The sequence below is a fragment of the Cellulomonas sp. NPDC058312 genome, from assembly GCF_042880135.1.
Classification (GTDB): Bacteria; Actinomycetota; Actinomycetes; order Actinomycetales; family Cellulomonadaceae; genus Cellulomonas.
In genome coordinates, this window is record NZ_JBHVZE010000002.1 from 924,164 (window position 1) to 948,169 (window position 24,006).

The 24,006-nt window shown below is 75.6% G+C and carries 21 protein-coding genes and 2 tRNA genes; 15 read left to right on the top strand and 8 right to left on the bottom strand.

The genetic code is table 11. The features are described from left to right. Positions 1-166: 166 nt before the first annotated feature. From tig to ACFVXN_RS08780, 4 genes are all read right to left on the bottom strand, one after another. On the bottom strand, positions 167-1,528 hold the full coding sequence (gene tig, locus ACFVXN_RS08765) for a trigger factor (protein WP_389230542.1): 1,362 nt from the start codon (positions 1,526-1,528) through the stop codon (positions 167-169). A gap of 147 nt (positions 1,529-1,675) precedes the next feature. Beyond that, on the bottom strand, positions 1,676-3,712 hold the full coding sequence (locus ACFVXN_RS08770) for a DNA/RNA non-specific endonuclease (protein ID WP_389230384.1): 2,037 nt from the start codon (positions 3,710-3,712) through the stop codon (positions 1,676-1,678). Between the two features lie 94 nt (positions 3,713-3,806). Next, positions 3,807-4,247 carry a hypothetical protein gene (locus ACFVXN_RS08775; RefSeq protein WP_389230386.1) on the bottom strand — a complete coding sequence of 147 codons (441 nt, stop codon included), beginning with the start codon at positions 4,245-4,247 and terminating at the stop codon, positions 3,807-3,809. 157 nt (positions 4,248-4,404) lie between these two features. Then, positions 4,405-4,478 (bottom strand) — tRNA-Pro (locus ACFVXN_RS08780). A gap of 84 nt (positions 4,479-4,562) precedes the next feature. Here ACFVXN_RS08780 and ACFVXN_RS08785 point away from each other — a divergent pair. After that, positions 4,563-4,633 (top strand) — tRNA-Gly (locus ACFVXN_RS08785). A gap of 46 nt (positions 4,634-4,679) precedes the next feature. Here the strand turns inward: ACFVXN_RS08785 and ACFVXN_RS08790 are convergent. Then, positions 4,680-5,897 carry a TIGR03862 family flavoprotein gene (locus tag ACFVXN_RS08790; protein WP_389230389.1) on the bottom strand — a complete coding sequence of 406 codons (1,218 nt, stop codon included), beginning with the start codon at positions 5,895-5,897 and terminating at the stop codon, positions 4,680-4,682. 70 nt (positions 5,898-5,967) lie between these two features. Between ACFVXN_RS08790 and ACFVXN_RS08795 the strand changes: the two genes are divergently transcribed. Genes ACFVXN_RS08795 through ACFVXN_RS08805 form a run of 3 tightly spaced genes read left to right on the top strand, consistent with a single transcriptional unit; the run spans position 5,968 to position 8,015 of the window. Continuing rightward, entirely contained in the window at positions 5,968-6,684 is a 717-nt protein-coding gene (locus ACFVXN_RS08795) for an MSMEG_4193 family putative phosphomutase (protein ID WP_389230392.1), read from the top strand. A gap of 9 nt (positions 6,685-6,693) precedes the next feature. After that, the gene (locus ACFVXN_RS08800; protein WP_389230395.1) at positions 6,694-7,251 is read left to right on the top strand and encodes a DUF3090 family protein; all 558 of its coding nucleotides are present in this window, start codon (positions 6,694-6,696) and stop codon (positions 7,249-7,251) included. Next, entirely contained in the window at positions 7,248-8,015 is a 768-nt protein-coding gene (locus ACFVXN_RS08805; protein ID WP_389230398.1) for an SCO1664 family protein, read from the top strand. Before ACFVXN_RS08800 ends, ACFVXN_RS08805 begins: the two co-directional genes overlap by 4 nt. Here ACFVXN_RS08805 and ACFVXN_RS08810 read toward each other — a convergent pair. Next, the gene (locus ACFVXN_RS08810; RefSeq protein ID WP_389230401.1) at positions 8,012-8,998 is read right to left on the bottom strand and encodes an alpha/beta hydrolase; all 987 of its coding nucleotides are present in this window, start codon (positions 8,996-8,998) and stop codon (positions 8,012-8,014) included. The genes ACFVXN_RS08805 and ACFVXN_RS08810 overlap by 4 nt on opposite strands. A 353-nt stretch (positions 8,999-9,351) precedes the next feature. Here ACFVXN_RS08810 and cysK point away from each other — a divergent pair, with 353 nt between their 5' ends. Together cysK and epsC are read left to right on the top strand one after the other, a co-directional pair. Continuing rightward, positions 9,352-10,287, top strand: coding sequence for a cysteine synthase A (cysK, locus tag ACFVXN_RS08815; protein WP_389230404.1), 936 nt, complete (start codon positions 9,352-9,354; stop codon positions 10,285-10,287). 5 nt (positions 10,288-10,292) lie between these two features. Beyond that, positions 10,293-10,994 (top strand): serine O-acetyltransferase EpsC, encoded by a 702-nt coding sequence (gene epsC / locus ACFVXN_RS08820; protein WP_389230407.1) that lies wholly within the window; start codon positions 10,293-10,295, stop codon positions 10,992-10,994. Here the strand turns inward: epsC and ACFVXN_RS08825 are convergent. Then, the gene (locus ACFVXN_RS08825; protein WP_389230410.1) at positions 10,991-11,443 is read right to left on the bottom strand and encodes a methylglyoxal synthase; all 453 of its coding nucleotides are present in this window, start codon (positions 11,441-11,443) and stop codon (positions 10,991-10,993) included. The genes epsC and ACFVXN_RS08825 overlap by 4 nt on opposite strands. A 209-nt stretch (positions 11,444-11,652) precedes the next feature. Between ACFVXN_RS08825 and ACFVXN_RS08830 the strand changes: the two genes are divergently transcribed. The 8 genes from ACFVXN_RS08830 to ACFVXN_RS08865 all read left to right on the top strand — a co-directional run bounded on the left by ACFVXN_RS08830 (position 11,653) and on the right by ACFVXN_RS08865 (position 21,663). Beyond that, positions 11,653-12,702, top strand: coding sequence for an LLM class F420-dependent oxidoreductase (locus tag ACFVXN_RS08830; protein WP_389230413.1), 1,050 nt, complete (start codon positions 11,653-11,655; stop codon positions 12,700-12,702). A 46-nt stretch (positions 12,703-12,748) separates the two neighbouring features. Beyond that, the gene (locus ACFVXN_RS08835) at positions 12,749-13,939 is read left to right on the top strand and encodes a benzoate/H(+) symporter BenE family transporter (protein ID WP_389230416.1); all 1,191 of its coding nucleotides are present in this window, start codon (positions 12,749-12,751) and stop codon (positions 13,937-13,939) included. Between the two features lie 895 nt (positions 13,940-14,834). Then, a complete protein-coding gene (locus tag ACFVXN_RS08840; protein WP_389230420.1) occupies positions 14,835-15,662 on the top strand; it encodes an ABC transporter ATP-binding protein in 828 nt (275 codons plus the stop codon). A 42-nt stretch (positions 15,663-15,704) separates the two neighbouring features. Continuing rightward, complete coding sequence (locus tag ACFVXN_RS08845; protein ID WP_389230423.1) at positions 15,705-16,787, top strand: aliphatic sulfonate ABC transporter substrate-binding protein; 1,083 nt, start codon at positions 15,705-15,707, stop codon at positions 16,785-16,787. Between the two features lie 28 nt (positions 16,788-16,815). After that, positions 16,816-17,700 (top strand): ABC transporter permease, encoded by an 885-nt coding sequence (locus ACFVXN_RS08850; RefSeq protein ID WP_389230426.1) that lies wholly within the window; start codon positions 16,816-16,818, stop codon positions 17,698-17,700. Then, positions 17,697-19,784, top strand: a complete 2,088-nt coding sequence (acs, locus tag ACFVXN_RS08855; protein WP_389230429.1) for an acetate--CoA ligase — start codon at positions 17,697-17,699, stop codon at positions 19,782-19,784. Before ACFVXN_RS08850 ends, acs begins: the two co-directional genes overlap by 4 nt. Then, positions 19,781-21,175: an O-acetylhomoserine aminocarboxypropyltransferase/cysteine synthase family protein gene (locus ACFVXN_RS08860; protein WP_389230432.1), complete on the top strand. Its 1,395-nt coding sequence runs from the start codon at positions 19,781-19,783 to the stop codon at positions 21,173-21,175. Before acs ends, ACFVXN_RS08860 begins: the two co-directional genes overlap by 4 nt. Next, a complete protein-coding gene (locus ACFVXN_RS08865) occupies positions 21,172-21,663 on the top strand; it encodes a CoA-binding protein (RefSeq protein ID WP_389230435.1) in 492 nt (163 codons plus the stop codon). Before ACFVXN_RS08860 ends, ACFVXN_RS08865 begins: the two co-directional genes overlap by 4 nt. Here ACFVXN_RS08865 and ACFVXN_RS08870 read toward each other — a convergent pair. Then, positions 21,638-22,270, bottom strand: a complete 633-nt coding sequence (locus ACFVXN_RS08870; RefSeq protein WP_389230438.1) for a TetR/AcrR family transcriptional regulator — start codon at positions 22,268-22,270, stop codon at positions 21,638-21,640. The two genes, ACFVXN_RS08865 and ACFVXN_RS08870, sit on opposite strands and share 26 nt — an antisense overlap. 135 nt (positions 22,271-22,405) lie before the next feature. On the opposite strand from ACFVXN_RS08870, the gene ACFVXN_RS08875 reads away from it, so the two are divergent. Continuing rightward, positions 22,406-23,905: an MFS transporter gene (locus tag ACFVXN_RS08875; RefSeq protein WP_389230441.1), complete on the top strand. Its 1,500-nt coding sequence runs from the start codon at positions 22,406-22,408 to the stop codon at positions 23,903-23,905. The last annotated feature ends 101 nt before the right edge of the window (positions 23,906-24,006 follow it).

Below are 24,006 nucleotides of genomic sequence, written 5' to 3' on the forward strand. Positions count from 1 at the left end.
AGAACCCCCCGACCGTGATCTGCAGGTTCATCCTCTTCCTCTACGGGCTTGTGTCCAGCCGCCACTTCCCCCCCCCCTCGACCTCGACCGCCGAAGGCCCGGGGGGGTGGGGATGTGCGAGGGCCCCGCGCCGCCGGAGCGGTGCGGGGCCCTCGTGGTGCGGGGGTCAGGCCTTGGCGTCGGCCTCGGTGCCCTCGGCGGCGGCCTCGGTGACGGCCTCCTCCAGCGCGTTCTGCGCGGCGTCGTCCTCGTCCGAGCCGATGAACTCGCTCAGGTCGACGGGCGCACCGGCGGCGTCCACGACGGCCACGCGGCGCAGCGCGACGGCGAGCGCCTTCGAGCGCGCGACCTCGGCCACCATCGCCGGGATCTGGCCCTGCTGGTCGACGGTCTGGATGAACGTGTTCGGGTCCATGCCGTACTGGCGCGACGCGCTCACCAGGTAGTCGACGAGCTCGCCCTGGTTGACCTTGACCTCGAGGTTCTCGGCCAGGGTGTCCAAGAGGATCTGGTTCGTCAGCGCGGTGGTCGCCTGCTCGGTGACCTCGGCGCGGTGCGTGTCGTCCTCCAGGCGGCCCTCGGACTCGAGGTGGCGGTGCACCTCGGCCTCGACGGCGCCGGACGGGACCGGGATCTCGACCTGGGCGAGCAGCTGCTCGAGCAGCAGGTCGCGGGCGGTCACGGCCTGGTTCTGCGCGCGGACCTTGCCGGCCTGCTCGCGGAGGTCGGCCAGGAGCTCGGCGACCGTGTCGAACTCCGACGCCATCTGGGCGAAGTCGTCGTCGGCCTCGGGCAGCTCGCGCTCCTTGACGGAGGTCGCGGTGACGGTGACCTGGGCGGTCTCGCCCGCGTGGTCGCCGCCGACGAGGACGGTCTCGAACGTGGTGGTCTCGCCGGCCGACAGGCCGGTGAGCGCCTCGTCCAGGCCCTCGAGCATGTTGCCCGAGCCGATCTGGTAGGAGACGCCGGAGACCGTGTCGACCTCCTCGCCGTCGATCTTCGCGACCAGGTCGATCACGGCGAAGTCCTTCTCGGCCGCCGGGCGGTCCACGCCGACCAGGGTGCCGAAGCGCTCGCGCAGCGCGTCCAGGCGGCCCTGCACGTCCTCGTCGGTGACCTCGAGGCCCTCGACCGTGACGGACAGGCCGTCGAGCGCGGGGACCTCGATCTCGGGGCGGACCTCGACCTCGGCGGTGAAGACCAGGTCGCCCTGGTCGCCGGCGACCAGGCCGGGGACCTTGGTGACGTCGACCTCGGGCTGACCCAGCGGGCGCAGCTTGTGCTCGCGGACGGCCTCGGCGTAGAAGCCGGACAGGCCTTCGTTGACGGCGTGCTCCATGACGGCGGGGCGGCCCACGCGCTGGTCGATGATGCGCGGCGGGATCTTGCCCTTGCGGAAGCCGGGGACGGTCACCTGCTCGGCGATGTGCTCGTAGGCGTGATCGATGCTCGGCTTGAGCTCGTCGAACGGCACCTCGACGGTCAGCTTGACCTTGGTGGGCTCCAGGGTCTCGACGGCGCTCTTCACTTCAGTGATCTCCAACTGCTCGGACGGTCTGCGCCGGGGGTCCGGCGTGCGGCGCTCGGCGCGCCGACGGGGCGGGACACGCCCCGCTTCGGGCGGCACGCTCCGGCGCGTGCGGGCATGACTGGACGCGCGCACCGGCCCCCGATCCTACGGCACCTGCCTGTTCCGCCGCCAAAGCACCGCGTCCGCGTAGGTGCGCAGCCGGCGCGCGGCCCCGGCCGCCTCCTGCCCGGCGAGCGGGTCGGCCGCCGCGTGCACGTCCAGGTCGAGTCCCGTGAGGCGCGCGACCGTCGCCACCGGCACCTGGAACGTCTCGTACGGCCCGAACGCGCCCTCCTGCGCGAGCACCCCCGGCAGCCGGTCCACCTGGCTGAGCAGGTAGGCGGTGACGGCGAGCCGCCCGTCGTCGTCGACCACCGCCACGAGCTTGTAGAACTGCCGCGGCAGCAGCACCCCGCGGTACGGCGGGTCGTCGTCGGCGAGCACGGGGCCGCTGACCACGCTGATCCGGAGCCGGTCCCGGGTGGCGATGCCGAGCACGTGGTCCTCCAGCCCGAGCCACAACCGCGAGCCCTGGTTGACGGCGCTGTGCTGCGGGGCGGAGTTCGGGTAGTGGAAGGTGTCGTCGTTCGCCGCGAGCGCCAGCGGCCCCCACGCCGGGTCGACGCGCCGGACCAGGTGGCCGCGGTCGAGGGCGTTGTCCCGGTACACCTCGGCCCCGGTCTGCTCCTCGCGGGGCACCCGCGGGTCGAGGATCCACCGGTCGCCGGACCGCACGGGCGGGTCGAGCGCGGCGCCGTCCACGTTCACCGCGGCCAGCAGCGCGAGCCGCCGGGTCCGGTGCAGGACGACGGTGAAGTGGTGGTAGAGCAGCGGGTCGCCCGCGGCGGCGGCGTGCCGGCCGGGCCCGGGCAGCGGCAGGGGCACGCCGAGGAAGTCCGGGTCGTAGCCGCGGCGGTCGGCGTAGTCCTGGTCGACCGCGCGGGCCTCGGCGTCCGGGGCCGGGCCGGTGCCGCGCGGCTCGGCGGTCGCGGGCGCCGCGCCGGACGACGTGCCCGTCGACGCACCCGCCCGCACGGTGACGGTGACCTGGAGCGGGACGTCGACGGTCACCGACGCGAGGGCGTCGCCCGACGCCGGGCCGAGCGTGGCGCCCTCTCCCCCGCGCACCGGCGGTTCCGGCACCGTCGGCGCCGTCCCGAGCCCGTCCAGCAGCGCCCGCTGCGCGCCGCCCACCGTCACCCGGGCCAGGTGCGCCAGGACCCGGCTGATCCGGATCCCCTCGTTCACGACCGTGTAGGCGTCGTCCGCGTCCGGGCTCGGGACGCTCGCGTGGTGCAGCGCCACGACCTCCCACTGGTCGTTGAACACGGGCGACCCGGACGACCCGGGCTCGGTGTCCGCGACGTAGTGCAGCACCTGCTCGGCGATGTCCACGAGCTCGTTCTCGCGGAGGACGACCTCCTTCGGCCGCGCACCGGGGTGCTGCACGATCGTCACCGCCTCGCCGATCACCACCGTGCCCTGCGCGGCGGTGAGCGGCAGCCAGCCGAACGGCACCGTCCGCGCCGGGTCCGCCACCGCGACCAGGGCGAAGTCGAGCTCCGGGTCGGCGACGAACAGCGCGGCGGGCTCGAGCCCGACCGTCGTCACCGGGCGCGGGCGCCCGTCCCCGCCCTCCTGGAACTCGAGCTGCAGGACGCTCGACCCGGCGGTCGCGGCGTCGGGGAGCACGTGGTGGTTGGTCAGCAGCAGGCGGGGCGACACCAGGAACCCGGTGCCGTGCCCGAGCACGTCGCCCGTGGCGTCGCGGATCTCGACCCGGCCGACGGCCCGCTGCGCGACGGCGCCGTCCTCCAGGTAGCGCGCGGGCAGGAAGTCGGGGGTGTTCACCACCGCCTCGAGCAGCACCGCGGGCGCCGTGCCCGGGTCGGCGTCCAGGCGCTCCGCGGCGGCGCGCAGCAGGTCCTCGGCCGTGCCCGGGGCGGCCGCTCGGACCCCGTCGGTCCCGGTCCGGTACCGGCTGACCCGGTCGACGCGCAGCGCCGCGCGACCGGGGTCGTTCACCGCGAGCAACGGCCCCTCCCGCAGCGCGGCGCACGCGGCCACCCGTTCCGGTGTGCGTTCGGCGACGCGCGCCCGGGCCCGCTCCTGCTGCTGCACGTCCAGACCGGTCCCGGACATCGCCCCGCCCCCTCGGATCGTCCTGCTCTCGGACCACGATCCGCGCACCGGGCGTCCCGGCGCTACCCCCTGCGGGTGTCCGCTACCAGGACCGTCAGCGGGCGGCGCGGGACCGGCGCCACGCGCGCCACGCCCCGGTCCCCCACAGCGCCCACGCGACCAGGCCCGCCTGGAACGGCAGCCGGGCGAGGCGCTTGGCGTCGGTGTCGAGCCCGAACGCGTCGGTGTGCGTGACGTACTGCGAGATGTTGCCGGGGAAGATCGCCACGAAGAACGCCGCCGCGAGCCAGCCGACCTTCGCCCGGTGCTGCTTCGGCGCGAGCACCAGGGCGGTGCCGAGCGCGATCTCCACCACCCCGGACCCGAGCACCACCGCGTCGTCGCCGACCGGGAACCACTCGGGGACCTGCGCCTGGAACTCCTCGCGCGCGAACGTCAGGTGGCTGGTGCCCGCGAACGCCAGCAGCGCCCCGAGGCCCACCCGCCCGGCGTTCCGCCCGATCTCCCGGCCGTGCTCTGCCTGCTGCTCCGCCATGACGACCCCTCGGTAGACGAACTCGTCTACCTATCGTGGCACACCGGGGCGCCGGGCGACACCGGGCGAGAGAGAGGACGCGCCGAGGCGGGAGCGGACCCGGGGACGGGCCGGCCGCCGACCGGTCCGACCCGGGCGGGTGGTGAGGGAGCGCGAGTCGGGATGGGGAGATTCGAACTCCCGACCTTCCGCTCCCAAAGCGGACGCGCTACCAACCTGCGCCACATCCCGTACGGCCCAGAGTGTAGTGACGCACGGACCCCCCTCGCGGACCCGGTACCCTGGTCCGGCAGCCCGGGTACGTCACGGGCCTGCGCGGATGTAGCTCAATGGTAGAGCCCCAGTCTTCCAAACTGGCTACGCGGGTTCGATTCCCGTCATCCGCTCCCTGGTTCCTCCCCCGGCCCGTCCGGCGAGGCGGCCCCGCGGCGCTCAGCCCGCGAGCCGCCGCAGCATCGCCCGCGCGGCCCACACCCCGGTGCTGTACGACGCCTGCAGCAGGTACCCCCCGGTGGGCGCCTCCCAGTCGAGCATCTCCCCCGCCACGAACGTCCCCGGGACCGCGCGGAGCATGAGGTCGTCGTCGACCTCCGACCAGCGGATGCCACCGGCGCTGGAGATGGCCTTGTCGATCGGCATGGTCGCGGTGATCTCGACCGGGACCGCCTTGACCAGCGCGGCCACGGCGGCGGGGTCGTCGGGGACGGCGTTGCCGGTCGCCTCCCGGAGCAGCCCGATCGCGACGGGGTCGAGCCCGACCGACCGCTGCAACCAGGTGGACCGGGAGTCCTTGGGCCGTCGACGGCCGAGCCGCTGCGCGAGCCGGTCCAGCGGGACGTCGGGCCGCAGGTCGACCTCCAGGACGCAGCGCCCGTCGGCGTCGAGCGCGTCGCGGACCGCCGCGCCGCTCGCGTAGACGGGACCGCCCTCGATGCCGGTGCGGGTCACCATCGCGTCGCCGCGCACCGCGGGCCGACCCTGGCCGCGGACGGTCAGTGCGACGCTCTTGAGCGGCACGCCCTGGAACCGCTCCGCGAACGGCGCGGACCAGGCGGCGCGCATCCCGACGTTCGCGGCCCGCAGCGGCGCGACCGCCACGCCCCGCGCCTCGAACGCCGGGATCCAGCCACCGTCCGCGCCGAGCCGGGGCCAGGAGGCACCGCCGAGCGCGAACAGGGTCACGTCGTGCGCGACCTCGCGCTCGACGCCGTCGACCACGCCCGCGAACCGGAGGGCGTCGCCGGACCAGCCGGTCCACCGCTGCCGCTTCTCGATCGTCACGCCGAGGCCGTCGAGGCGCGTCAGCCACGCCCGGACGAGCGGCGTCGCCCGGAACGACCGCGGGAACACCCGGCCGCTGGACCCGACGAACGTCTCCTCGCCGAGGCCCGCGCACCAGTCGCGCAGGTCCGCGGGGGTGAACGCGTCGACCATCGGCGCCAGCAGGTCCGCGGCGCGCCCGTACCGCGGCAGCATCCGGTCGCGGTCCTCGGAGTGCGTGATGTTGAGCCCGCCGTGCCCGGCGAGCAGGAGCTTGCGGCTGACCGACGGCATCCGGTCGTAGACGGTGACCGCCACACCGGCCGTCGCCAGCACCTCCGCGGCGATCAGCCCCGCCGGGCCGCCGCCGACCACTCCCGCCGTCCGCACCGGGCGACGGTAGCCCACGCGGAGGCCGCCGGGTGCGCGCACCCGGCGGGCGGGTGCCTAGGCTCGCCGCATGGCCACCGTCCTGCTCGTCCGTCACGGGCGCACCACCGCGAACACCGAGGGCGTCCTCGCCGGGCGCGCGCCCGGGGTCCACCTCGACGAGGTCGGCCGCGACCAGGCCGCACGCACCGGCGCCCGGCTCGCGGACGTGCCGCTGGTCGCGGTCGTCACCAGCCCGCTGGAGCGGTGCCGCGAGACCGCGCAGGCGGTCCTCGACCGGCAGCCGCCGGGGACGCCGCTGCGCGTCGAGGACCGCGTCGTGGAGTGCGACTACGGCACCTGGCAGGGCCGGCACCTGCGTGACCTCGCGCCGGAGCCCCTGTGGGCGACCGTGCAGGGGCAGCCGAGCGCGGTGACGTTCCCGGGCGGCGAGTCGCTCGCCGCGATGCAGGCCCGGGCGGTCGCGGCCGTCCGGGAGCAGGACGCCGCCGTGGAGGCCGAGCACGGGCCGGGGGCGGTGTGGGCGGTCGTCACGCACGGCGACCTGATCAAGGCGCTGCTCGCGGACGCCCTCGGGATGCACCTCGACCTGTTCCAGCGGCTCAGCGCCGGCCCGGCGTCGGTCTCCGTCGTCCGGTACGGCCGCAGCCGGCCCGACGTCGTCGCCACGAACACCGACGCGGGCGACCTGTCGTGGCTGCGCGCCGCCGCCCCGGTGGGGGACGCGCCGGTCGGCGGCGGCGCCGGTCCGGGCGACCCACGCGCCGGGGCGGGCGAGCGCTCCTAGCATGGGGTCATGAGCACGATCGTCCACGAGCACGACTGGCCCGACCGCGTCGTCATCGGCACCGTCGGACGCCCCGGAGCGCGCACCTTCTACCTGCAGGCCCGCACCGGCCGCCGGCTCACCTCCGTCGCGCTGGAGAAGCAGTGGGCCGCGTCGCTCGCGGAGAAGATCGACGAGATCCTCGACGGCCTGATGACCGAGGACGACAACCGGTTCAGCGTGCCGCCGCGCGCGCTGCCCGAGCTGCTGGACGACGACCCGGTGGAGCAGCCCGTCGAGGAGGACTTCCGCCTCGGCCAGATGCGGCTGAGCTTCGACCGGTCCACCGCGCAGGTCGTCGTCGAGGCCTACCCCCTGGTCGAGGTCGAGTCCGAGGAGGAGGCCGAGCGCCTGGAGCGCGAGGGCACCCTCGTGCCCGAGGAGGAGCTGATCCTGCGGATGCCCGTGGGCACGGCCCGTGCGTTCGCCGAGCGCGCCCGCCGGGTGGTGCTCGCGGGTCGCCCGGAGTGCCCGCTGTGCGGTCGGCCGATGGACCCCGACGGCCACGTCTGCCCGCCGCTGCAGTGACCGCACCGGACCTGGACGCCGACCCGGTCGAGGTCGTCGGACGCATCACCGTCGCGTCCAACGCGACCTTCCTCGCGCAGATCGGCGACGTCCGGGTCGTCTACAAGCCCGTGGCGGGCGAGAAGCCGCTGTGGGACTTCCCGGACGGCACGCTCGCGCGCCGGGAGGTCGCCGCGCACCGCGTGTCCGAGGCCACCGGCTGGGGTGTCGTGCCCCGCACCTGGCTGCGCGACGGGCCGCTGGGCCCCGGGATGGTGCAGCTGTGGCAGGAGCCCGACCGCGACCAGGACCCGGTCGACGTCGTGCCCACCGGCGCCGTGCCCGCGACCGGGTGGCGCACCGTGCTCGAGGGCGGCGACGAGCAGGGCGACCCGGTGACGCTGGTGCACGAGGACTCCCCCGCGCTGCGCCGGATGTGCGTGCTCGACGTGCTGCTGAACAACGCCGACCGCAAGGGCGGCCACGTCCTGCCCCAGGCCGACGGGCGCCGGCTCGGCGTCGACCACGGGGTGACCTTCCACGTCGAGCCCCGGCTCCGCACGGTGCTGTGGGGTTGGCTCGGCGACCCGCTGGACGCCGAGGAGCGCGCCGGGGTCGAGCGGGTCCGCGCCGCGCTGGACGGCGACCTCGGGCGGGAGCTCGGGGGGCTGCTCGCCGCGGACGAAGTCGCCGCGCTCGTCGCGCGCTGCGACCGGCTGCTCGCCCAGGGCGTCTTCCCGGGCCCCGAGGGCGAGATGCCCGCGGTGCCCTGGCCGCTGTTCTAGCGGTCGGACCCCGGGCCGCCCGACCGACCCAGCGTGACATCCAGCCACGCCGTCACCGCGTCCAGGTACCGGGTCCGCGCGGGCAGCGGCGACAGCGCGAGGTCGTGCGCCCCGCCCGCGACCTCCTCGTACGTGACGTCCGGCCCGAGCCGCGGCGCGAGCCGCCGCATGTCCGCGACGTCCAGCACGGAGTCGGTGGTGAGCAGGCCGTCGTGCCACCGGTCGTCGGGGCCGGACGCGTCGGAGGCGAGCACCAGCACCGGGACGTCGACGTCCAGGCCGCGCGCGACCGCCACCTGGCCCCGGCGGATCGCGCGCACGAACCCGGCCCGCACCGGGAAGCCCTCGTGCGGCTTCCACGCCAGGTCGTACGCCCACTCCCCGCCGGTGCCGGCGTGCAGCGCCTCCCCGTAGTCGGCACCGACGTGCGCGACGACCAGCCGCGGGGCGACCCGGCCGACGACGTGCAGCAGCAGCCACGACAGGACGGTGCGCTCCAGCCACGTCCCGCGCACGTCCAGCCACGGCGAGTTGAGCACCACGGCGTCGACCAGGCCGCGCGCCCGGCGGTGGTGCGCCCACAGCGACGCGACGAGACCCCCGGTCGAGTGGCCGAGCAGCACCACCTGGTCGTGCTCGGCGCGCACGAGGCGGACGGCGGCGTCGAGCTCCTCCGCGTAGATGGCGAGCTCGGTGGTGTGGTTCGGCTCCCGCCCCGGGCGGATCGACCGGCCGTAGTCGCGCAGGTCCAGGGCGTACAGGTCGTACCCGCGGTCCGCGAGCGCCTCGGCCACGTGGGTCTGGAAGAAGTAGTCCACGAACCCGTGGACGTAGAGCACCGCGGGCCGCGCCCGGTCGGCGCCCGCGTCGCGCCGGTGCACCAGCGTCGCCACCGCGTCGCCCTGCGCGTCGGGGCGCAGGTGCAGGGTGCGCTGCACCCAGTCGCCGCCGAGCACGTCCGGGATGGCGTCGTCGACCGTCATCCCGGCATCGTGCCACCCGATCGGGTGGCCCCGGGCATCTTTGTCGCCCTCCGCGCGTTACCGCTACTGTCGGGCCGGTCGGCTCCGACGCCGACCTGACGGGAGAGGAGCCGGGCATGCGCCACGCCGCGCCGCGCACCGTGCTCGTCGGGCTGCGCCACGCCGCCCGCCCCGTCCCGCGCGCCTGTCGCTGTCTGTAGAGCGCTGGCCGCCCCGCCGCACGTCGGCGCCCGCGGCGACCACGGGCACCCGGTGCCCCGCCAGCGCTCGCCCCGACGCCCCCGGCGGCCCCGCACCGCCGCGCGCACCCCAGCACCCACCCGTAGGAACCCACAGGACGGACGGACCCGGACATGGCACGGATCTACGACGACGCGACGCAGCTCATCGGCAACACCCCGCTGGTGCGGATCAACAAGCTCACCGAGGGCGTCGGCGCGACCATCGTCGGCAAGCTCGAGTTCTACAACCCCGCCAGCTCCGTCAAGGACCGCATCGGCGTCGCGATCGTCGACGCGGCCGAGGCGTCGGGCGAGCTCAAGCCGGGCGGCACCATCGTCGAGGCGACCAGCGGCAACACCGGCATCGCACTGGCGTTCGTCGGTGCGGCGCGCGGCTACGACGTCGTGCTGACCATGCCGGAGACCATGTCGAAGGAGCGCCGCGCGCTGCTGCGGGCCTACGGCGCCGAGCTGATCCTCACGCCCGGGTCCGAGGGCATGAAGGGCGCGGTCAACCGCGCGAACGAGATCGTCGCGGAGCGCCCCGGCGCCGTCCTGGCCCGGCAGTTCGCCAACGAGGCCAACCCCGCGATCCACCGCCGCACCACGGCCGAGGAGATCTGGGCCGACACGGACGGCGAGGTCGACATCCTCGTCGCGGGCATCGGCACCGGCGGCACGATCACCGGCGTCGGCCAGGTGCTCAAGGAGCGCAAGCCCGGCGTGCAGGTCGTGGGCGTCGAGCCCGCGGAGTCGCCGATCCTCAACGGCGGCGCGCCCGGCCCGCACAAGATCCAGGGCATCGGCGCGAACTTCGTGCCCGAGATCCTCGACACCGGCGTCTACGACGAGATCATCGACGTGGACGCCGAGACCGCCGTCACCGTCGCCCGCCGGGCCGCCCGCGAGGAGGGCCTGCTCGTGGGCATCTCCTCGGGCGCCGCGCTGCACGCCGCCGTCGAGCTGGGCAAGCGCCCCGAGAACGCCGGGAAGCTGATCGTCGTCATCATCCCGTCGTTCGGCGAGCGCTACCTGTCGTCCATCCTCTACGCCGACCTCCTGGACTGATCGCGATGACCTCGACCACCCGCCTGCCGCGACCGGGCGGCGCCACCGGACCCGGCACGCCCGGTCCCGCGGTGCCGACCCCGGCGCGCGCCGCCACCCGCGCCGACGACCTCGGTGCGCACTGGCGACGCCTGCGGCGGTTCGGGCGCACGCTGCGGGAGGACCTGGACGCCGCGCAGCGGCGCGACCCGGCCGCCCGCTCGCGGGTCGAGGTCGCCCTCGCCTACCCGGGGCTGCACGCCGTGTGGGTGCACCGGGTGGCGCACCGCATGTGGCGGGAGCCGGGCCTGCGCCTGCCGGCCCGGCTCCTGTCGCAGGTGTCCCGCGCGGTCACCGGGGTGGAGATCCACCCCGGTGCGACCGTCGGCCGCCGGCTGTTCATCGACCACGGCATGGGTGTCGTCGTCGGCGAGACCGCCGTGATCGGCGACGACGTGGTGCTGTTCCACGGCGCGACGCTCGGCGGCAAGACGATGAAGCGCGGCAAGCGGCACCCCACCGTCGGCGACCGCGTGGTCGTCGGCGCCGGCGCGAAGGTGCTCGGCGCCGTGTGGATCGGCGACGACGCGCAGATCGGCGCGAACGCCGTCGTGCTCAAGGACGTCCCCGCGGGCGCGCTGGCGGTCGGCGTCCCCGCGACGGTCCGGCGCCGCCCGGACCAGTCGCCGCCGGAGCCCGACGTCGACGACCCGGCGATCTACATCTAGCCCGCGACGACCGGGGTGCCGCCGTCCCAGTCCCGCGGGGCGAACTCGGGTCGGCCCGTCCACTTCTCGGACATCATCGGCGACGAGATCAGCATGTCCGCGGTCGCCGCGTTCGCGGCCATCGGGACGTTCCACACCGCGGCGATCCGCAGCAGGGCCTTCACGTCGGGGTCGTGCGGCTGCGGCTCCAGCGGGTCCCAGAAGAACACCAGCATGTCGATGACGCCCTCGGCGATCTTCGCGCCGATCTGCTGGTCGCCGCCGACCGGGCCGGACAGCAGCCGCGTCACCGGCAGGCCGAGCTCGTACTCGAGCATGGTGCCCGTGGTGCCCGTCGCGTAGAGGTGGTGCCGCGACAGCGTGCCCCGGTTGAACTCCGCCCAGCGGAGCAGGTCGACCTTCTTGTTGTCGTGGGCCACGAGGGCGATGTGGTGCACGGCGCCGGGCATGGCGGGGTCCTTCCGTGGTGCCTGCGGCGCGCGCAGGGGTACGCGCCTGGGCACACCCTAGAGCGCCGGCGCGCCCGGCCGCGGCGGCGCCGTCGGGCCGGTCGGGTGACATACCCGCGGGGGCGCGCGCACCCTCGCGCCCGGCCGTCGCGCACGGCAGCATGTCCGTCGGGCGCGCTCACCGGCGAGCGCGCGACGAGGGAGGCAGCATGCGGCTCGGCTACCACACCGGCTACTGGTCGGCGGGCCCCCCGCCGGGGGCGGCGGAGGCGGTGCAGGCCGCGGACCGGCTCGGGCTGGACTCCGTGTGGACCGCAGAGGCGTACGGGTCCGACGCGTTCACCCCGCTGGCCTGGTGGGGCGCGACGACCACCCGGGTGCGGCTCGGCACCGCGGTCGCGCAGATCGCCGCGCGCACGCCGACCGCGACCGCGATGGCGGCGCTCACGCTCGACCACCTGTCGGGTGGCCGGTTCACCCTCGGGCTGGGCGTGTCGGGGCCGCAGGTCGTCGAGGGCTGGTACGGCCAGCCGTACCCTCGGCCGCTGGCCCGGACGCGGGAGTTCGTCGCGATCGTCCGGGACGTGCTGCGCCGCGAGGGCCCCGTGCGCGCCGGCGGGCCGTTCTACCGGCTGCCGCTGCCCGAGGACGAGGGCTCCGGGCTCGGCAAGGCGCTGCGGTCGACGGTGCACCCGCTGCGCGCGGACCTGCCGATCCACCTCGCCGCGGAGGGCCCGAAGAACATCGCCCTGACCGCCGAGGTCGCCGACGGGTGGCTGCCGCTGTTCTACACGCCCCGGCTCGACGACGAGTTCCGCGGGCTGCTCGCCGACGGGTTCGACCGCCGGCTCGCGGGCACCCGCCCGGTGGAGGACTTCGAGGTCACCGCGACCGTGCCGGTGGTGCTCGGGCCGGACGTCGAGACCGCCGCCGACGCGGTCCGGCCGTTCGTGGCGCTGTACGCCGGCGGGATGGGCGCCAAGGGGGCCAACTTCCACGCGAACGCCCTCGCCCGGCTCGGGTACGCCGACGCCTGCACCGAGATCCAGGCGCACTACGCCGCCGGGGACCGGGCGCGCGCCGCCGCGGCCGTGCCGACCGAGCTGGTCCGCGACGTCGCGCTCGTCGGCACCCCCGAGGACGTGCGGGACCAGGCGCGGGCGTGGCGCTCGACGGCGGTGACGACGCTGCTGGTCCAGGCCGCGCCGGAGCAGCTGCCGGTGATCGCGGGGCTGCTCGGGGACGCCGGGGCTGCCTGACGGACGCGCAACCGCGGCGACACACGCGTCCGCTACGGTCCGGCGCGTGACCACGCCCGCCAGCGCCGCCCCCGCCGGACCGCACGACACCTCGACCCACGTCGCCGCCGGCCTGGTCACCGCGCTGGTCGGGTTCACCAGCGCGTTCGCGGTCGTGCTCGGCGGGTTGCGGGCGGTGGGGGCCTCCCCGGCCCAGGCCGCGTCGGGGCTGCTCGCCGTGACGCTCGCGATGGGCGCGGCCACCGTCCTGCTGGCCTGGCGCACCCGGCTGCCGATCACGGTCGCGTGGTCGACACCCGGCGCGGCGCTGCTCGCGACCACCGGCACCGCGGCCGGCGGCTGGCCCGAGGCCGTCGGCGGGTTCGTGCTCTGCGGGGTGCTGCTCGCGGCCGTCGGGCTGTGGCGGCGCCTCGAGCGGTGGGTGCGGCTCATCCCCGTGCCGCTGGCGAACGCGATGCTGGCCGGCGTGCTCGTCGACCTGTGCCTGCAACCGGTGCTGGCCGTCGCCGACCGGCCGCTCCTCGTCGGCCCGGTGGTGCTGGTCTGGCTGGTGCTGCTGCGGTTCTCCCCGCGGTGGGCGACACCCGCGGCGATGGGGCTCGCGGTCGCGCTGGCGGTCGCGTCGCCCGGGGTCCGCGCCCTCGACCCGGGCGCGCTCCTGCCGTCGCCGACCTGGACGACCCCGGCGCTCAGCTGGTCGGCGGTGGTGTCGGTGGCGGTGCCCCTGTTCGTCGTGACCATGGCGTCGCAGAACATCCCGGGCGTCGCCGTGCTGGCCGGGTTCGGCTACACCGCTCCGCTGCGGCCGGTGATGCTGGTGACCGGCGCGGGCACCGTGCTCGCCGCGGGGTTCGGCGGGCACGCGATCAACCTCGCCGCGATCAGCGCGGCGCTCGCCGCCGGCCCCGAGGGCGGCCCCGACCCCCGCCGCCGGTGGCGCGCCGCCGTGGTGGCGGGCCTCGGGTACGTCGTGCTGGGCGCGGCGTCGGCAGCCGTCGCGGCGGTGGCGCTCGCCGCACCCGCGGGCCTGATCGCGGCAGCGGCGGGCCTCGCGCTGGTGGGGACGCTCGCGTCCTCGCTCGCCGGGGCGTTCTCCCCCGCGACGCACCGCGAGGCGGCGGCGGTGACGTTCCTGGTCACGGTGTCGGGGATCGCGGTCGGCGGGATCTCGGCGGCGTTCTGGGGCCTGCTCGCGGGCACCGCGACGCACCTCGCGCTCCGCGCACGCCGCCGCTGACCCGCGCGTACGGTGCGCGCCGCCCGACTCCCGACGCTGCGCCCCCGCGCGACACACACCCGCGCAGCCGCGCACCCGCGCAGCCGCGCAGCCGCGAGAGGTCACGACACGCTGGCCCGGGGCGCCTTGCACCCGCGTGTCATGACCTCTCGCCCCCCGCGACATGCGCCTCCGCGCCACTCACCCCGCCCCTTCACTCCGCGCCCGCGTCACTCCCCCGCGTCCTCACGCCGCGCCTCGACCCGCGCCCTCAGTCACGAGAGGTCACGACACGCTGGCCCGGGTCACGGTGCGCTCGCGTGTCGTGACCTCTCGCCCCCGGGGGGCGTCGCGCGGGTGGCGCGGGCGGGGCGGGGCGCGGCGCGGGCGGGCGCGGAGCGGAGCGGGGCGCGGAGCGGCCGGCGCGAGAGCGCCGGGGCGTCGGGCGTGGACAGCGGGTTGTTCCCGGGCGCCGAGCGCGCTACTGTCGGCCGCATCCCGAGGCGTGATCGTTTGCGTCTCACCAGGCGAGACAACGTGAGGAGGCAGCCCGTGACCCCGTCGACGCACCCGCGCACGACCCCGCGTCCGGGCCTGCCGATGCCCACCGCCGGCCGATGCTGTCGGCGCTCGGCGAGCTGTCCGCGCGCCCGCCGCGCCGCCTGACCGCGTCCATCTGACGCGCTCGGCGCCGCCCGCGCCGCAGCACCCCGGCCCGACCGGCGCACGTCCCCCGGCCCAGCCCGCGCCCCAGCCGAGCCCGCGCCCAGTCGGACTCCGGACGCCTGCCCCGCCGCGGCCCGTGCCCCCGCAGGCTGCCGCCCGTGCCCCGCACGGCCGTGACCCGCAGGACGCACCCGCCCTCGCTCCCCGCCCTCCCCGCGCCCCACCAGGCCCGACGCCCAGGGACCCACCCATGACCGCGCTGAGCACCGCCCCCGCCGCGACCTCCACCGCACGCCCCGTGGAGCTGCGCGGCGTCGCGCGCACGTTCGCGACCCCGACGGGCCCGCGCGCCGTGCTGGCCGACGTCGACCTGCGGATCGCCGCGGGCGAGGTCGTCGCGGTCATCGGCCCGTCGGGCTGCGGGAAGTCGACGCTGCTGCGCCAGGTCGGCGGCCTCGACGCCCCCGACGCGGGCGCCGTCGTGCTGGGCGGCACCCCGGTCGCCCCCTACGACGCGCGGACCGCCGTCGCGTTCCAGGAGCCGCGGCTGCTGCCGTGGCGGACGCTGGCGCACAACGTCGCGCTCGGCCTGCCGCGCGGCACGCCCCGGGCGCAGGCCCGCGAGGAGGTCGCGCGGCTGCTCGACCTGGTCGGGCTGTCCGGGTCCGCGGACCTGCGGCCGCGGCAGGTGTCCGGCGGGATGGCGCAGCGCGCGTCGCTCGCCCGGGCGCTGGCCCGCCGGCCGGGGGTGCTGCTCCTGGACGAGCCGTTCGGCGCCCTCGACGCCCTCACCCGGCTGCGGATGCAGGACCTGCTGCTGGACGTGCACGCCCGGCAGCCCACGACGGTGCTGCTGGTGACGCACGACGTCGAGGAGGCGCTGTACCTGGCCGACCGCGTCGTGCTGCTCGGCTCCCCCGAGGAGACGGGCACCTCCGTGCGGTCCGTCATCACGGTGCCCGGCGCCCGGCCCCGGGACCGTGCGGACGCCCGGCTGGCGGAGCTGCGGGCCGAGCTGCTCGACGGGCTCGGCGTCGCGACCCACCACCCGGTGCACGACCCGCACCACCAGATCTGACCCACCCCCCCACCCGAGCTCCACCCCCGACAGGAGACGACCATGACCCGCCGCCCCACCACCGCCGCCGCCCGCGCGCGCCGCCCGATCGCGCTCGGCGCGGCAGCCGTCGCCGCGACCCTGCTGCTCGCCGGCTGCGTCTCCGGCGAGGGCGAGGCGCAGGCGCAGGCCGACACCCCGGAGACAGCAGCCGCCGGCGACGCCGAGGGCTGGAGCGCCGACACCCTGACGCTCGACTTCGCCACGTACAACCCGCTGAGCCTGGTGATCAAGGACCAGGGCTGGCTCGAGGAGACCCTGGGCGACGACGTCACCGTCGAGTGGGTCCAGTCGGCGGGGTCGAACAAGGCGAACGAGGCGCTGCGGGCCGGCGCGGTCGACGTCGGCTCGACCGCGGGCTCCGCGGCGCTGCTGGCGCGCTCCAACGGCTCGCCGATCCGCACGATCGACATCTACTCCCAGCCGGAGTGGGCGGCGCTCGTCGTGCCGGCGGGCTCGGAGATCACCGACGTCGCCGACCTGGCCGGGAAGTCGGTCGCCGCGACCAAGGGCACCGACCCGTACTTCTTCCTGCTGCAGGCGCTCGACGAGGCGGGTGTCGACCCGGCGGACGTCGAGGTGCAGAACCTCCAGCACGCGGACGGCAAGGCCGCCCTCGAGAACGGCTCCGTCGACGCCTGGTCGGGCCTGGACCCGCTGATGGCCGCGAGCGAGGCCGACGCCGGCTCGACGCTCCTGTACCGGAACGTCGACTTCAACACGTACGGGTTCCTCAACGCGACCGAGGACTTCCTCGCCGCGAGCCCCGACCTGGCGCAGGTGGTCGTCGACGCGTACGAGAAGGCCCGCGCCTGGGCGATCGAGAACCCCGAGGAGGTCGTCGGCATCCTCGCCGACGTCGCCGGCATCGACCCGGCGGTCGCCGAGACCGTCATCACCGAGCGCACCGCGCTGGACATCGACCCGGTGCCGGGCGACGCGCAGCGCGACGTGCTCGAGGTGGTCGGCCCGATCTTCGTGGAGTCCGGTGACGTCGCGAGCCAGGACCTGATCGACGCCGCGCTGGACGAGCTGCTCGACCCGACGTTCGCCGAGGCCGCGGACCCGTCGACCATCGCCGGCTGACCGACCCCCACCCCGGACGGAGACCGACATGACCGACGCGCCCGCGGCGACCCTCGCCGGCACCGTCGCGCCCGTGACCGACCGTCAGGGCCGGCTCGTCCCCGGGCTGAACCCGTTCAGCCCGGGGGTAAGCGCCCCGCGCCTGCGCCGGGGCGTCCTCGCACGCCGGCCGGTGCGGGCCGGGCTCGGGCTGCTGCTCCCGGTGCTGCTGCTGGCGGCGTGGCAGGGGGTCACGTCCGCGGGCCTGGTGGCGCCGTACCAGCTGCCGAGCCCGGCCTCGGTGTGGACGGCCGCGGTCGACCTGGCGGAGCGCGGGCTGCTCGGGCAGTACGTCGCGATCTCGACCCAGCGCGTGGTGCTCGGGTTCCTGATCGGCGCCGCGCTGGGCCTGGCGGTCGGCTCGCTGGTCGGGCTCTCCCGGCTGGCGGGTGCGCTGCTGGAGCCGACGCTCGGCGCGGTCCGCGCGGTGCCGTCGCTGGCCTGGGTCCCGCTGCTGATCCTCTGGATGAAGATCGGCGAGGAGTCCAAGCTGACCCTCATCGCGATCGGCGCGTTCTTCCCCGTGTACACGACCGTCGTCGCCGCGCTCCGGCACGTCGATGCGCACCTGGTCGAGGCGGGCCGGGCCTACGGGCTGCGGGGCCCGCGCCTGCTGGGCGTCGTGCAGCTGCCGGCGGCGGTGCCGTCGGTGGTCGCCGGGCTGCGGCTCGCTCTCGCGCAGTCGTGGTTGTTCCTGGTGGCGGCCGAGCTGATCGCCTCCTCGATGGGCCTGGGGTTCCTGCTGATGGACTCCGGCAACAACGGCCGCGTCGACCGGATGATCCTGGCGATCGTCCTGCTCGCGCTGCTGGGCAAGCTGACCGACGCGCTGATCGGCCTGGCCGAGAAGTCGCTCCTGAGAAGGTGGGCATGACGACCACGACGAACCGGACCTTCGACGCGCTGCAGACCGAGACCCGGGCGTTCGACGCCCCGGCCGGCAGCTGGAACATCGGCCCCGCGGACCACGAGCGCCTGCTCGCCCGCGCCGCCGCGGACCCGGTCGGGTTCTGGGAGGACGCCGCGCGCCGGCTGGAGTGGGCCGAGCCGTGGCACACCGCGCACACCTGGTCCCCGGCGGTCGACGGCCCGGACGGCGGGCTGACCGTCCCCGAGGCGCAGTGGTTCGTCGGCGGCCGGCTCAACGCCGCGGTGAACTGCGTCGACCGGCACGTCGCCGCCGGGCGCGGGGACAAGGTCGCGATCCACGCCGAGGGCGAGCGCGGCGACCGCCGGTCGTACACGTACGCCGACCTCCAGCGCGAGGTGTCCCGCGCCGCGAACGCCTTGACCGACCTGGGCGTCGGGCCGGGCGACCGCGTGGTGGTCTACCTGCCGGTGATCGTCGAGACGATCGTCGTGACGCTGGCGATCGCGCGGATCGGCGCGGTGCACTCGCTGGTGTTCGGCGGGTTCTCGGCGGAGGCCGTGCGGTTCCGGGTGCAGGACACCGGCGCGAAGCTCCTGGTGACGAGCGACGGTCAGTACCGCCGGGGCCGGGCGGTCGAGGTGAAGTCCGCCGCGGACGAGGCGGTCGCGGGCCTGGACCACGTGGAGCACGTCCTCGTGGTGCGTCGCACCGGCCAGGACGTCGCCTGGACCGCGGGCCGCGACGTCTGGTGGCACGACGTCGTGGACCCGGCGAGCCCGGTGCACAAGGCGCAGGCCTTCGACGCCGAGCACCCGCTGTTCATCATCTACACCTCCGGCACCACCGGGAAGCCCAAGGGCCTGGTGCACACCACCGGCGGCTACCTGACGCAGGCGTCCTGGACGCACTGGGCGGTGTTCGACGCCCGCGAGGACGACGTGCACTGGTGCACCGCGGACCTGGCGTGGGTCACCGCGCACACCTACGAGATCTACGGGCCGCTGAGCAACGGCCTGACCCAGGTGATCTACGAGGGCACCCCCGACACCCCGCACCGCGAGCGCCACCTCGAGGTCATCGAGCGGTACGGCGTCACGGTCTACTACACGGCGCCGACGCTGATCCGGACGTTCATGACCTGGTTCCCCGACGGCCTGCCCGCCGGGCACGACCTGTCGAGCATCCGGCTGCTCGGCACCGTCGGCGAGGCGATCAACCCCGAGGCGTGGGTCTGGTTCCGGTCGCAGTTCGGCGCCGACGCCGCCCCCGTGGTCGACACCTGGTGGCAGTCCGAGACGGGTGCCGCCGTGATCGCCCCGCTGCCCGGTGTGACGACCCTGAAGCCGGGCTCGGCGACGCGGCCCCTGCCCGGCTTCGGCGCGCGGGTCGTCGACGACGCCGGTACCGAGGTGCCGCGGGGCTCCGGCGGCTACCTGGTCCTCGACCGCCCGTGGCCGGGGATGGCCCGGACCGTGTGGGGCGACCCGCAGCGCTACCTCGACTCGTACTGGCGACCGTTCGCCGCGCAGGGCTGGTTCCTGGCCGGCGACGGCGCGTCCTGGGACGCCGACGGCGACATCTGGCTGCTCGGCCGGGTGGACGACGTCGTGAACGTCGCGGGTCACCGGCTGTCGACCATCGAGATCGAGTCCGCGCTCGTCGCGCACCCGGCGGTCGGCGAGGCCGGCGTCGCGGGCGTGGCCGACGCGGTCGGCGGCCAGGCCGTCGCGGCGTTCGTCGTGCCCGCGGTCCCGCCGGGCCCGGTCGAGGACGTCGCCGCCTGGCGGGCCGCCGGTGCCGCGCTGCGGGAGGACCTGCGCGCGCAGGTGGCCCGCGAGATCGGCCCGGTCGCCAAGCCCCGGCACGTCGTCCTGGTGCCGGAGGTGCCCAAGACCCGGTCCGGCAAGATCCTGCGCCGGCTGCTCGCCGACCTGCACGACGGCCGACCGCTCGGCGACATCACCTCGCTGCAGAACCCGTGGGCCGTGGACCAGGTCGCCGCGCTGCTCGCCGCCGGCGCTACGGTGACCCCAGCCACGACCCCGCCGACCGACCGCACCGCCGCCGAGGAGGCCTCCCGCGCATGACCGAACACCGCTTCGGGTTCCGCACCCGCGCCCTGCACGCCGGGGCCGTCCCCGACGCCGCGACCGGCGCCCGCGCGGTGCCGATCTACCAGACGACGTCCTTCGTGTTCTCCGACACCACCGACGCCGCGAACCTGTTCGCGCTGCAGAAGTACGGGAACATCTACTCCCGGCTCGGCAACCCCACGGTCGCCGCGCTCGAGGAGCGGATCGCCTCGCTCGAGGGCGGCATCGGCGCGGTCGCGACCGCGTCGGGGATGGCCGCGGAGTTCATCACGTTCGCCGCGCTGGTCGGCGCCGGGGACCACGTGGTCGCGTCGGCCCAGCTCTACGGCGGCACCGTGACCCAGCTCGACGTGACCCTGCGCCGGTTCGGCGTCGAGACGACGTTCGTCGCGGGCACCGACCCGGCCGACTACGCCGCGGCGATCCGCCCCGAGACCAAGGTCGTCTACACCGAGGTCGTCGCGAACCCGTCCGGCGAGGTCGCCGACCTGGCCGGGCTCGCCGAGGTCGCGCACGCGGCGGGCGTGCCCCTGGTCGTCGACGCCACGCTGTCGACGCCCTACCTGGTGCGGCCGATCGAGCACGGCGCGGACATCGTGATCCACTCCGCGACGAAGTTCCTCGGCGGGCACGGCACCACGCTCGGCGGCGTCGTCGTGGAGTCGGGCCGGTTCGACTGGGGCAACGGCAAGTTCCCGCAGATGACCGAGCCGGTCCCGTCGTACAACGGCGTGAAGTGGTGGGAGAACTTCGGCGAGTACGGGTTCCTCACCAAGCTGCGCTCCGAGCAGCTGCGGGACATCGGCCCGTCGCTGTCCGCGCAGTCCGCGTTCCAGCTGCTCCAGGGCGTCGAGACGCTCCCCCAGCGGCTCGACGCGCACCTCGCGAACGCCCGCACCGTCGCCGAGTGGCTGGAGGCCGACCCCCGGGTCACCGCGGTGCAGTGGGCCGGGCTGCCGTCGCACCCGCACCACGAGCGCGCGCGCCGCTACCTGCCGCTCGGCCCCGGCTCGGTGTTCGCGTTCCGGCTCGCCGCCACCGCCGACCGCGACGGCCGCGAGGTCGGGCGCCGGTTCATCGAGCACCTGCAGCTCGCGAGCCACCTCGCCAACGTCGGCGACGCGCGGACGCTGGTCATCCACCCCGCGTCGACGACGCACCAGCAGCTGTCCGCCGAGCAGCTGGCCGTCGCCGGTGTGCCCGAGGACCTGGTGCGGATCAGCGTCGGGCTCGAGGACCCGGAGGACATCCTCTGGGACCTCGACCAGGCGCTCACGGCCGCCACCGCGCCCGCCGCACCGGCGCCCGCCGCACCGGCGTCCGCGCCGGGCTTCCCCGCGCCGGTCGCCGCCGACGCCTGCGCCCTCCCGGAGGCCACCCGATGAGCACCCCCGCCCGCACCTGGCAGGGCCCGACCGCTCCCGAGCGCCTGGCCCTGCTGCGGCGCACCCGGTCGGTCGCCGTCGTCGGCGCGTCCAACAACCCGGCCCGGGCGTCGTACTTCGTCACGACGTACCTGCTGTCCAGCACGCCGTACGACGTCTACCTGGTGAACCCGCGCGAGACCGAGATCCTCGGGAAGCCCGTGTACCCGTCGCTCGCCGCGCTGCCGGTGGTCCCCGACCTGGTGGACGTGTTCCGCCGGCACGACGACCTCCCGACCGTGCTGGACGAGACCCTGGCGGTCGGGGCGAAGGCCCTGTGGCTCCAGCTCGGGTCCTGGCACGAGGAGGTCGCGGCGCGCGCCGAGGCCGCGGGGCTGGACGTCGTGATGGACCGGTGCGTGAAGATCGAGCACGCCCGGTTCCACGGCGGGCTGCACCTCGCCGGCTTCGACACCGGGGTGATCAGCTCGCGGCGCGCGCTGGGCTGAACGCGAGGGGCAGGATCACCGAGTCCAGCAGCCGCTCCACGAACGCCGTGTCCAGCGGCAGGTGGGCGACGGCCTTGCGGTAGTGGATCATCGCCGGCGCCACGGCCGCGACCATGTCCAGGTCGACCCCGGCGGCGATCTCGCCGCGCAGCCGGGCGCGCTCGAGCACGGCGCGCATCAGACCGACCCGGCCGGACACGAACTGCTCGTGGAACACCGCCGCGACCTCGGCCTCCTCGCGGATCGCCGACAGCAGCCCGGACATCAGCTCGTCGTTCTTGAACCGGCTCGCCATCGTCGCGATGCTCAGCAGGTCCTCGCGCAGGGAGCCCGTGTCCGGCACCTCGTCGATCGTGACCTGCTTGCTGCACAGCACGCTGTCGACGGTGAGCTGCACCTTCGACGGCCAGCGCCGGTAGACGGTCGCCTTGCCCGCGCCGGCGCGCTCCGCGACGGCGTCCATCGTCATGCCGTCGTAGCCGCGCTCGATGAGCAGGGCCCGGGCGGCGCCGAGGATGACGTCGTCCTTGCCGGCGTCCCGGCGGCGGCCGGGCCGGCGGGTGGGCACGGGCGGGTCTGCGGTCACGGCGTCCTCGCGCGCGGGCATGCCGGCTCCTCTCGACCCCGCCATCATGCCTGCCGCGTCAGCGAGAACCAAATCGAGACCGGGGGGTTCCGGAACTGCCCGGTCTTGGTTTACGGTCGTCGCATCCCCCACCGTCGGAACCACCGGAGCACCCCCATGTCCTCACCCGCAGCCCCCGCCGCGGTCGCCACCCCCGAGGCCGGACGCCGCCGCTGGCTCGTCCTCGCGACCGTGGCCCTCGCCCAGCTGATGGTCGTGCTCGACGCCACCATCGTGAACATCGCCCTGCCGTCCGCGCAGGCCGAGCTCGGCTTCTCCGACAACGACCGGCAGTGGATCGTCACCGCCTACGCCCTCGCGTTCGGCAGCCTGCTGCTGCTCGGCGGTCGGCTGTCCGACATGTTCGGCCGTCGCCGGATGTTCCTCGTCGGCCTGATCGGCTTCGCCGCCGCGTCGGCCCTCGGCGGCGCGGCGCCCTCGTTCGAGCTGCTCGTCGCCGCGCGTGCGCTCCAGGGCGTGTTCGGCGCGGTCCTCGCCCCCGCCGCGCTGTCCGTGCTCACCACGACGTTCACCATCCCGAAGGAGCGTGCCCGGGCGTTCGGGGTCTTCGGCGCGATCGCCGGCATGGGCGGCGCCATCGGCCTCCTGCTCGGCGGCTACCTCACCGAGAACCTCGACTGGCGCTGGAACCTCTACGTCAACGTCGTGATCGCCGCCGTCGCGCTCGTCGCCGGCACGGTGCTGCTGCCCCGCGCGGGCGGCGCCGCCGGCCACCGCCTCGACGTCCCCGGCGTGCTGCTCGGGTCGGTCGGCCTGTTCGCGCTCGTGTTCGGGTTCTCCCAGGCCGAGCCGCAGGGCTGGGACTCCGCCCTCACCTGGGGCCCGCTGGTCGCCAGCGTGCTGCTGCTCGTCGGGTTCGTCGTCCGGCAGCGCACCGCCGCGAACGCCGTCCTGCCGCTCTACGTGGTCCTGGACCGCGACCGCGGGGCGTCGTTCCTGGCGATCCTCGTCGCCGGGTCCGGCATGTTCGGCGTGTTCCTGTTCCTCACCTACTACCTGCAGTCGACCCTCGGGTACACGCCGATGCGCACCGGGCTCGCGTTCCTGCCGATGGTCGTCTCGATCATCGTCACCGCGCAGGTCCAGTCGAACGTGCTCATCCCCCGGTTCGGGCCCAAGGTGCTGGTGCCGATCGGCATGCTGCTCGCGGCCGGCGCGATGCTGTCGTTCCAGGCGCTCGAGGTCGACAGCACCTACGTGCACGTCCTGCCCGGCCTGGTGCTGATGGGCGTCGGGATGGCGTCGATCATGCCCGCGTCGTTCCAGCTCGCCACGCTCGGCGTCCCGCCCCGGCTCGCCGGCGCCGCGTCCGCGCTCGTGTCGACCAGCCAGCAGGTCGGCGGGGCGATCGGCACCGCGCTGCTCAACACCCTGGCCGCGACCGCCGCGACGGCGTACGTCACCACGCACGCGCCCGCGACGCCCGAGGTCATGGCCGCCGCAGCGCTGCACTCGTTCGACACGGCCTACGCCTGGTCCGCGGTCATCTTCACGGGCGGAGCGGTGCTCGCCGCCGTGCTGTTCCGCACCCGCGGCGACCGCGAGGCCCGCACCGCCGGCACCGCAGCGCCCGAGGCGGCCCTCGTCGCGCACTGACCGGGGCTGCCCCGCCCGCACCTGCCCCGCCCGACCCTGCCCCGCCCGGACCTGCCCCGCCCGGACCTGCCCCGCCCGCAGGATCGCCGAGACAGGACCGT

Excerpts from the sequence above, each read along its gene's own strand:
- ACFVXN_RS08850 (WP_389230426.1), top strand. The coding sequence starts at position 16,816 with ATGACCGACGCGCCCGCGGCGACCCTCGCCGGCACCGTCGCGCCCGTG.
- ACFVXN_RS08875 (WP_389230441.1), top strand. The coding sequence starts at position 22,406 with ATGTCCTCACCCGCAGCCCCCGCCGCGGTCGCCACCCCCGAGGCCGGA.
- epsC (WP_389230407.1), top strand. The coding sequence starts at position 10,293 with ATGACCTCGACCACCCGCCTGCCGCGACCGGGCGGCGCCACCGGACCC.
- ACFVXN_RS08830 (WP_389230413.1), top strand. The coding sequence starts at position 11,653 with ATGCGGCTCGGCTACCACACCGGCTACTGGTCGGCGGGCCCCCCGCCG.
- ACFVXN_RS08800 (WP_389230395.1), top strand. The coding sequence starts at position 6,694 with ATGAGCACGATCGTCCACGAGCACGACTGGCCCGACCGCGTCGTCATC.
- ACFVXN_RS08860 (WP_389230432.1), top strand. The coding sequence starts at position 19,781 with ATGACCGAACACCGCTTCGGGTTCCGCACCCGCGCCCTGCACGCCGGG.
- ACFVXN_RS08870 (WP_389230438.1), bottom strand. The coding sequence starts at position 22,270 with ATGCCCGCGCGCGAGGACGCCGTGACCGCAGACCCGCCCGTGCCCACC.
- ACFVXN_RS08865 (WP_389230435.1), top strand. The coding sequence starts at position 21,172 with ATGAGCACCCCCGCCCGCACCTGGCAGGGCCCGACCGCTCCCGAGCGC.
- ACFVXN_RS08845 (WP_389230423.1), top strand. The coding sequence starts at position 15,705 with ATGACCCGCCGCCCCACCACCGCCGCCGCCCGCGCGCGCCGCCCGATC.
- ACFVXN_RS08840 (WP_389230420.1), top strand. The coding sequence starts at position 14,835 with ATGACCGCGCTGAGCACCGCCCCCGCCGCGACCTCCACCGCACGCCCC.
- ACFVXN_RS08775 (WP_389230386.1), bottom strand. The coding sequence starts at position 4,247 with ATGGCGGAGCAGCAGGCAGAGCACGGCCGGGAGATCGGGCGGAACGCC.
- cysK (WP_389230404.1), top strand. The coding sequence starts at position 9,352 with ATGGCACGGATCTACGACGACGCGACGCAGCTCATCGGCAACACCCCG.
- ACFVXN_RS08825 (WP_389230410.1), bottom strand. The coding sequence starts at position 11,443 with ATGCCCGGCGCCGTGCACCACATCGCCCTCGTGGCCCACGACAACAAG.
- ACFVXN_RS08770 (WP_389230384.1), bottom strand. The coding sequence starts at position 3,712 with ATGTCCGGGACCGGTCTGGACGTGCAGCAGCAGGAGCGGGCCCGGGCG.
- ACFVXN_RS08795 (WP_389230392.1), top strand. The coding sequence starts at position 5,968 with ATGGCCACCGTCCTGCTCGTCCGTCACGGGCGCACCACCGCGAACACC.
- ACFVXN_RS08810 (WP_389230401.1), bottom strand. The coding sequence starts at position 8,998 with ATGACGGTCGACGACGCCATCCCGGACGTGCTCGGCGGCGACTGGGTG.
- acs (WP_389230429.1), top strand. The coding sequence starts at position 17,697 with ATGACGACCACGACGAACCGGACCTTCGACGCGCTGCAGACCGAGACC.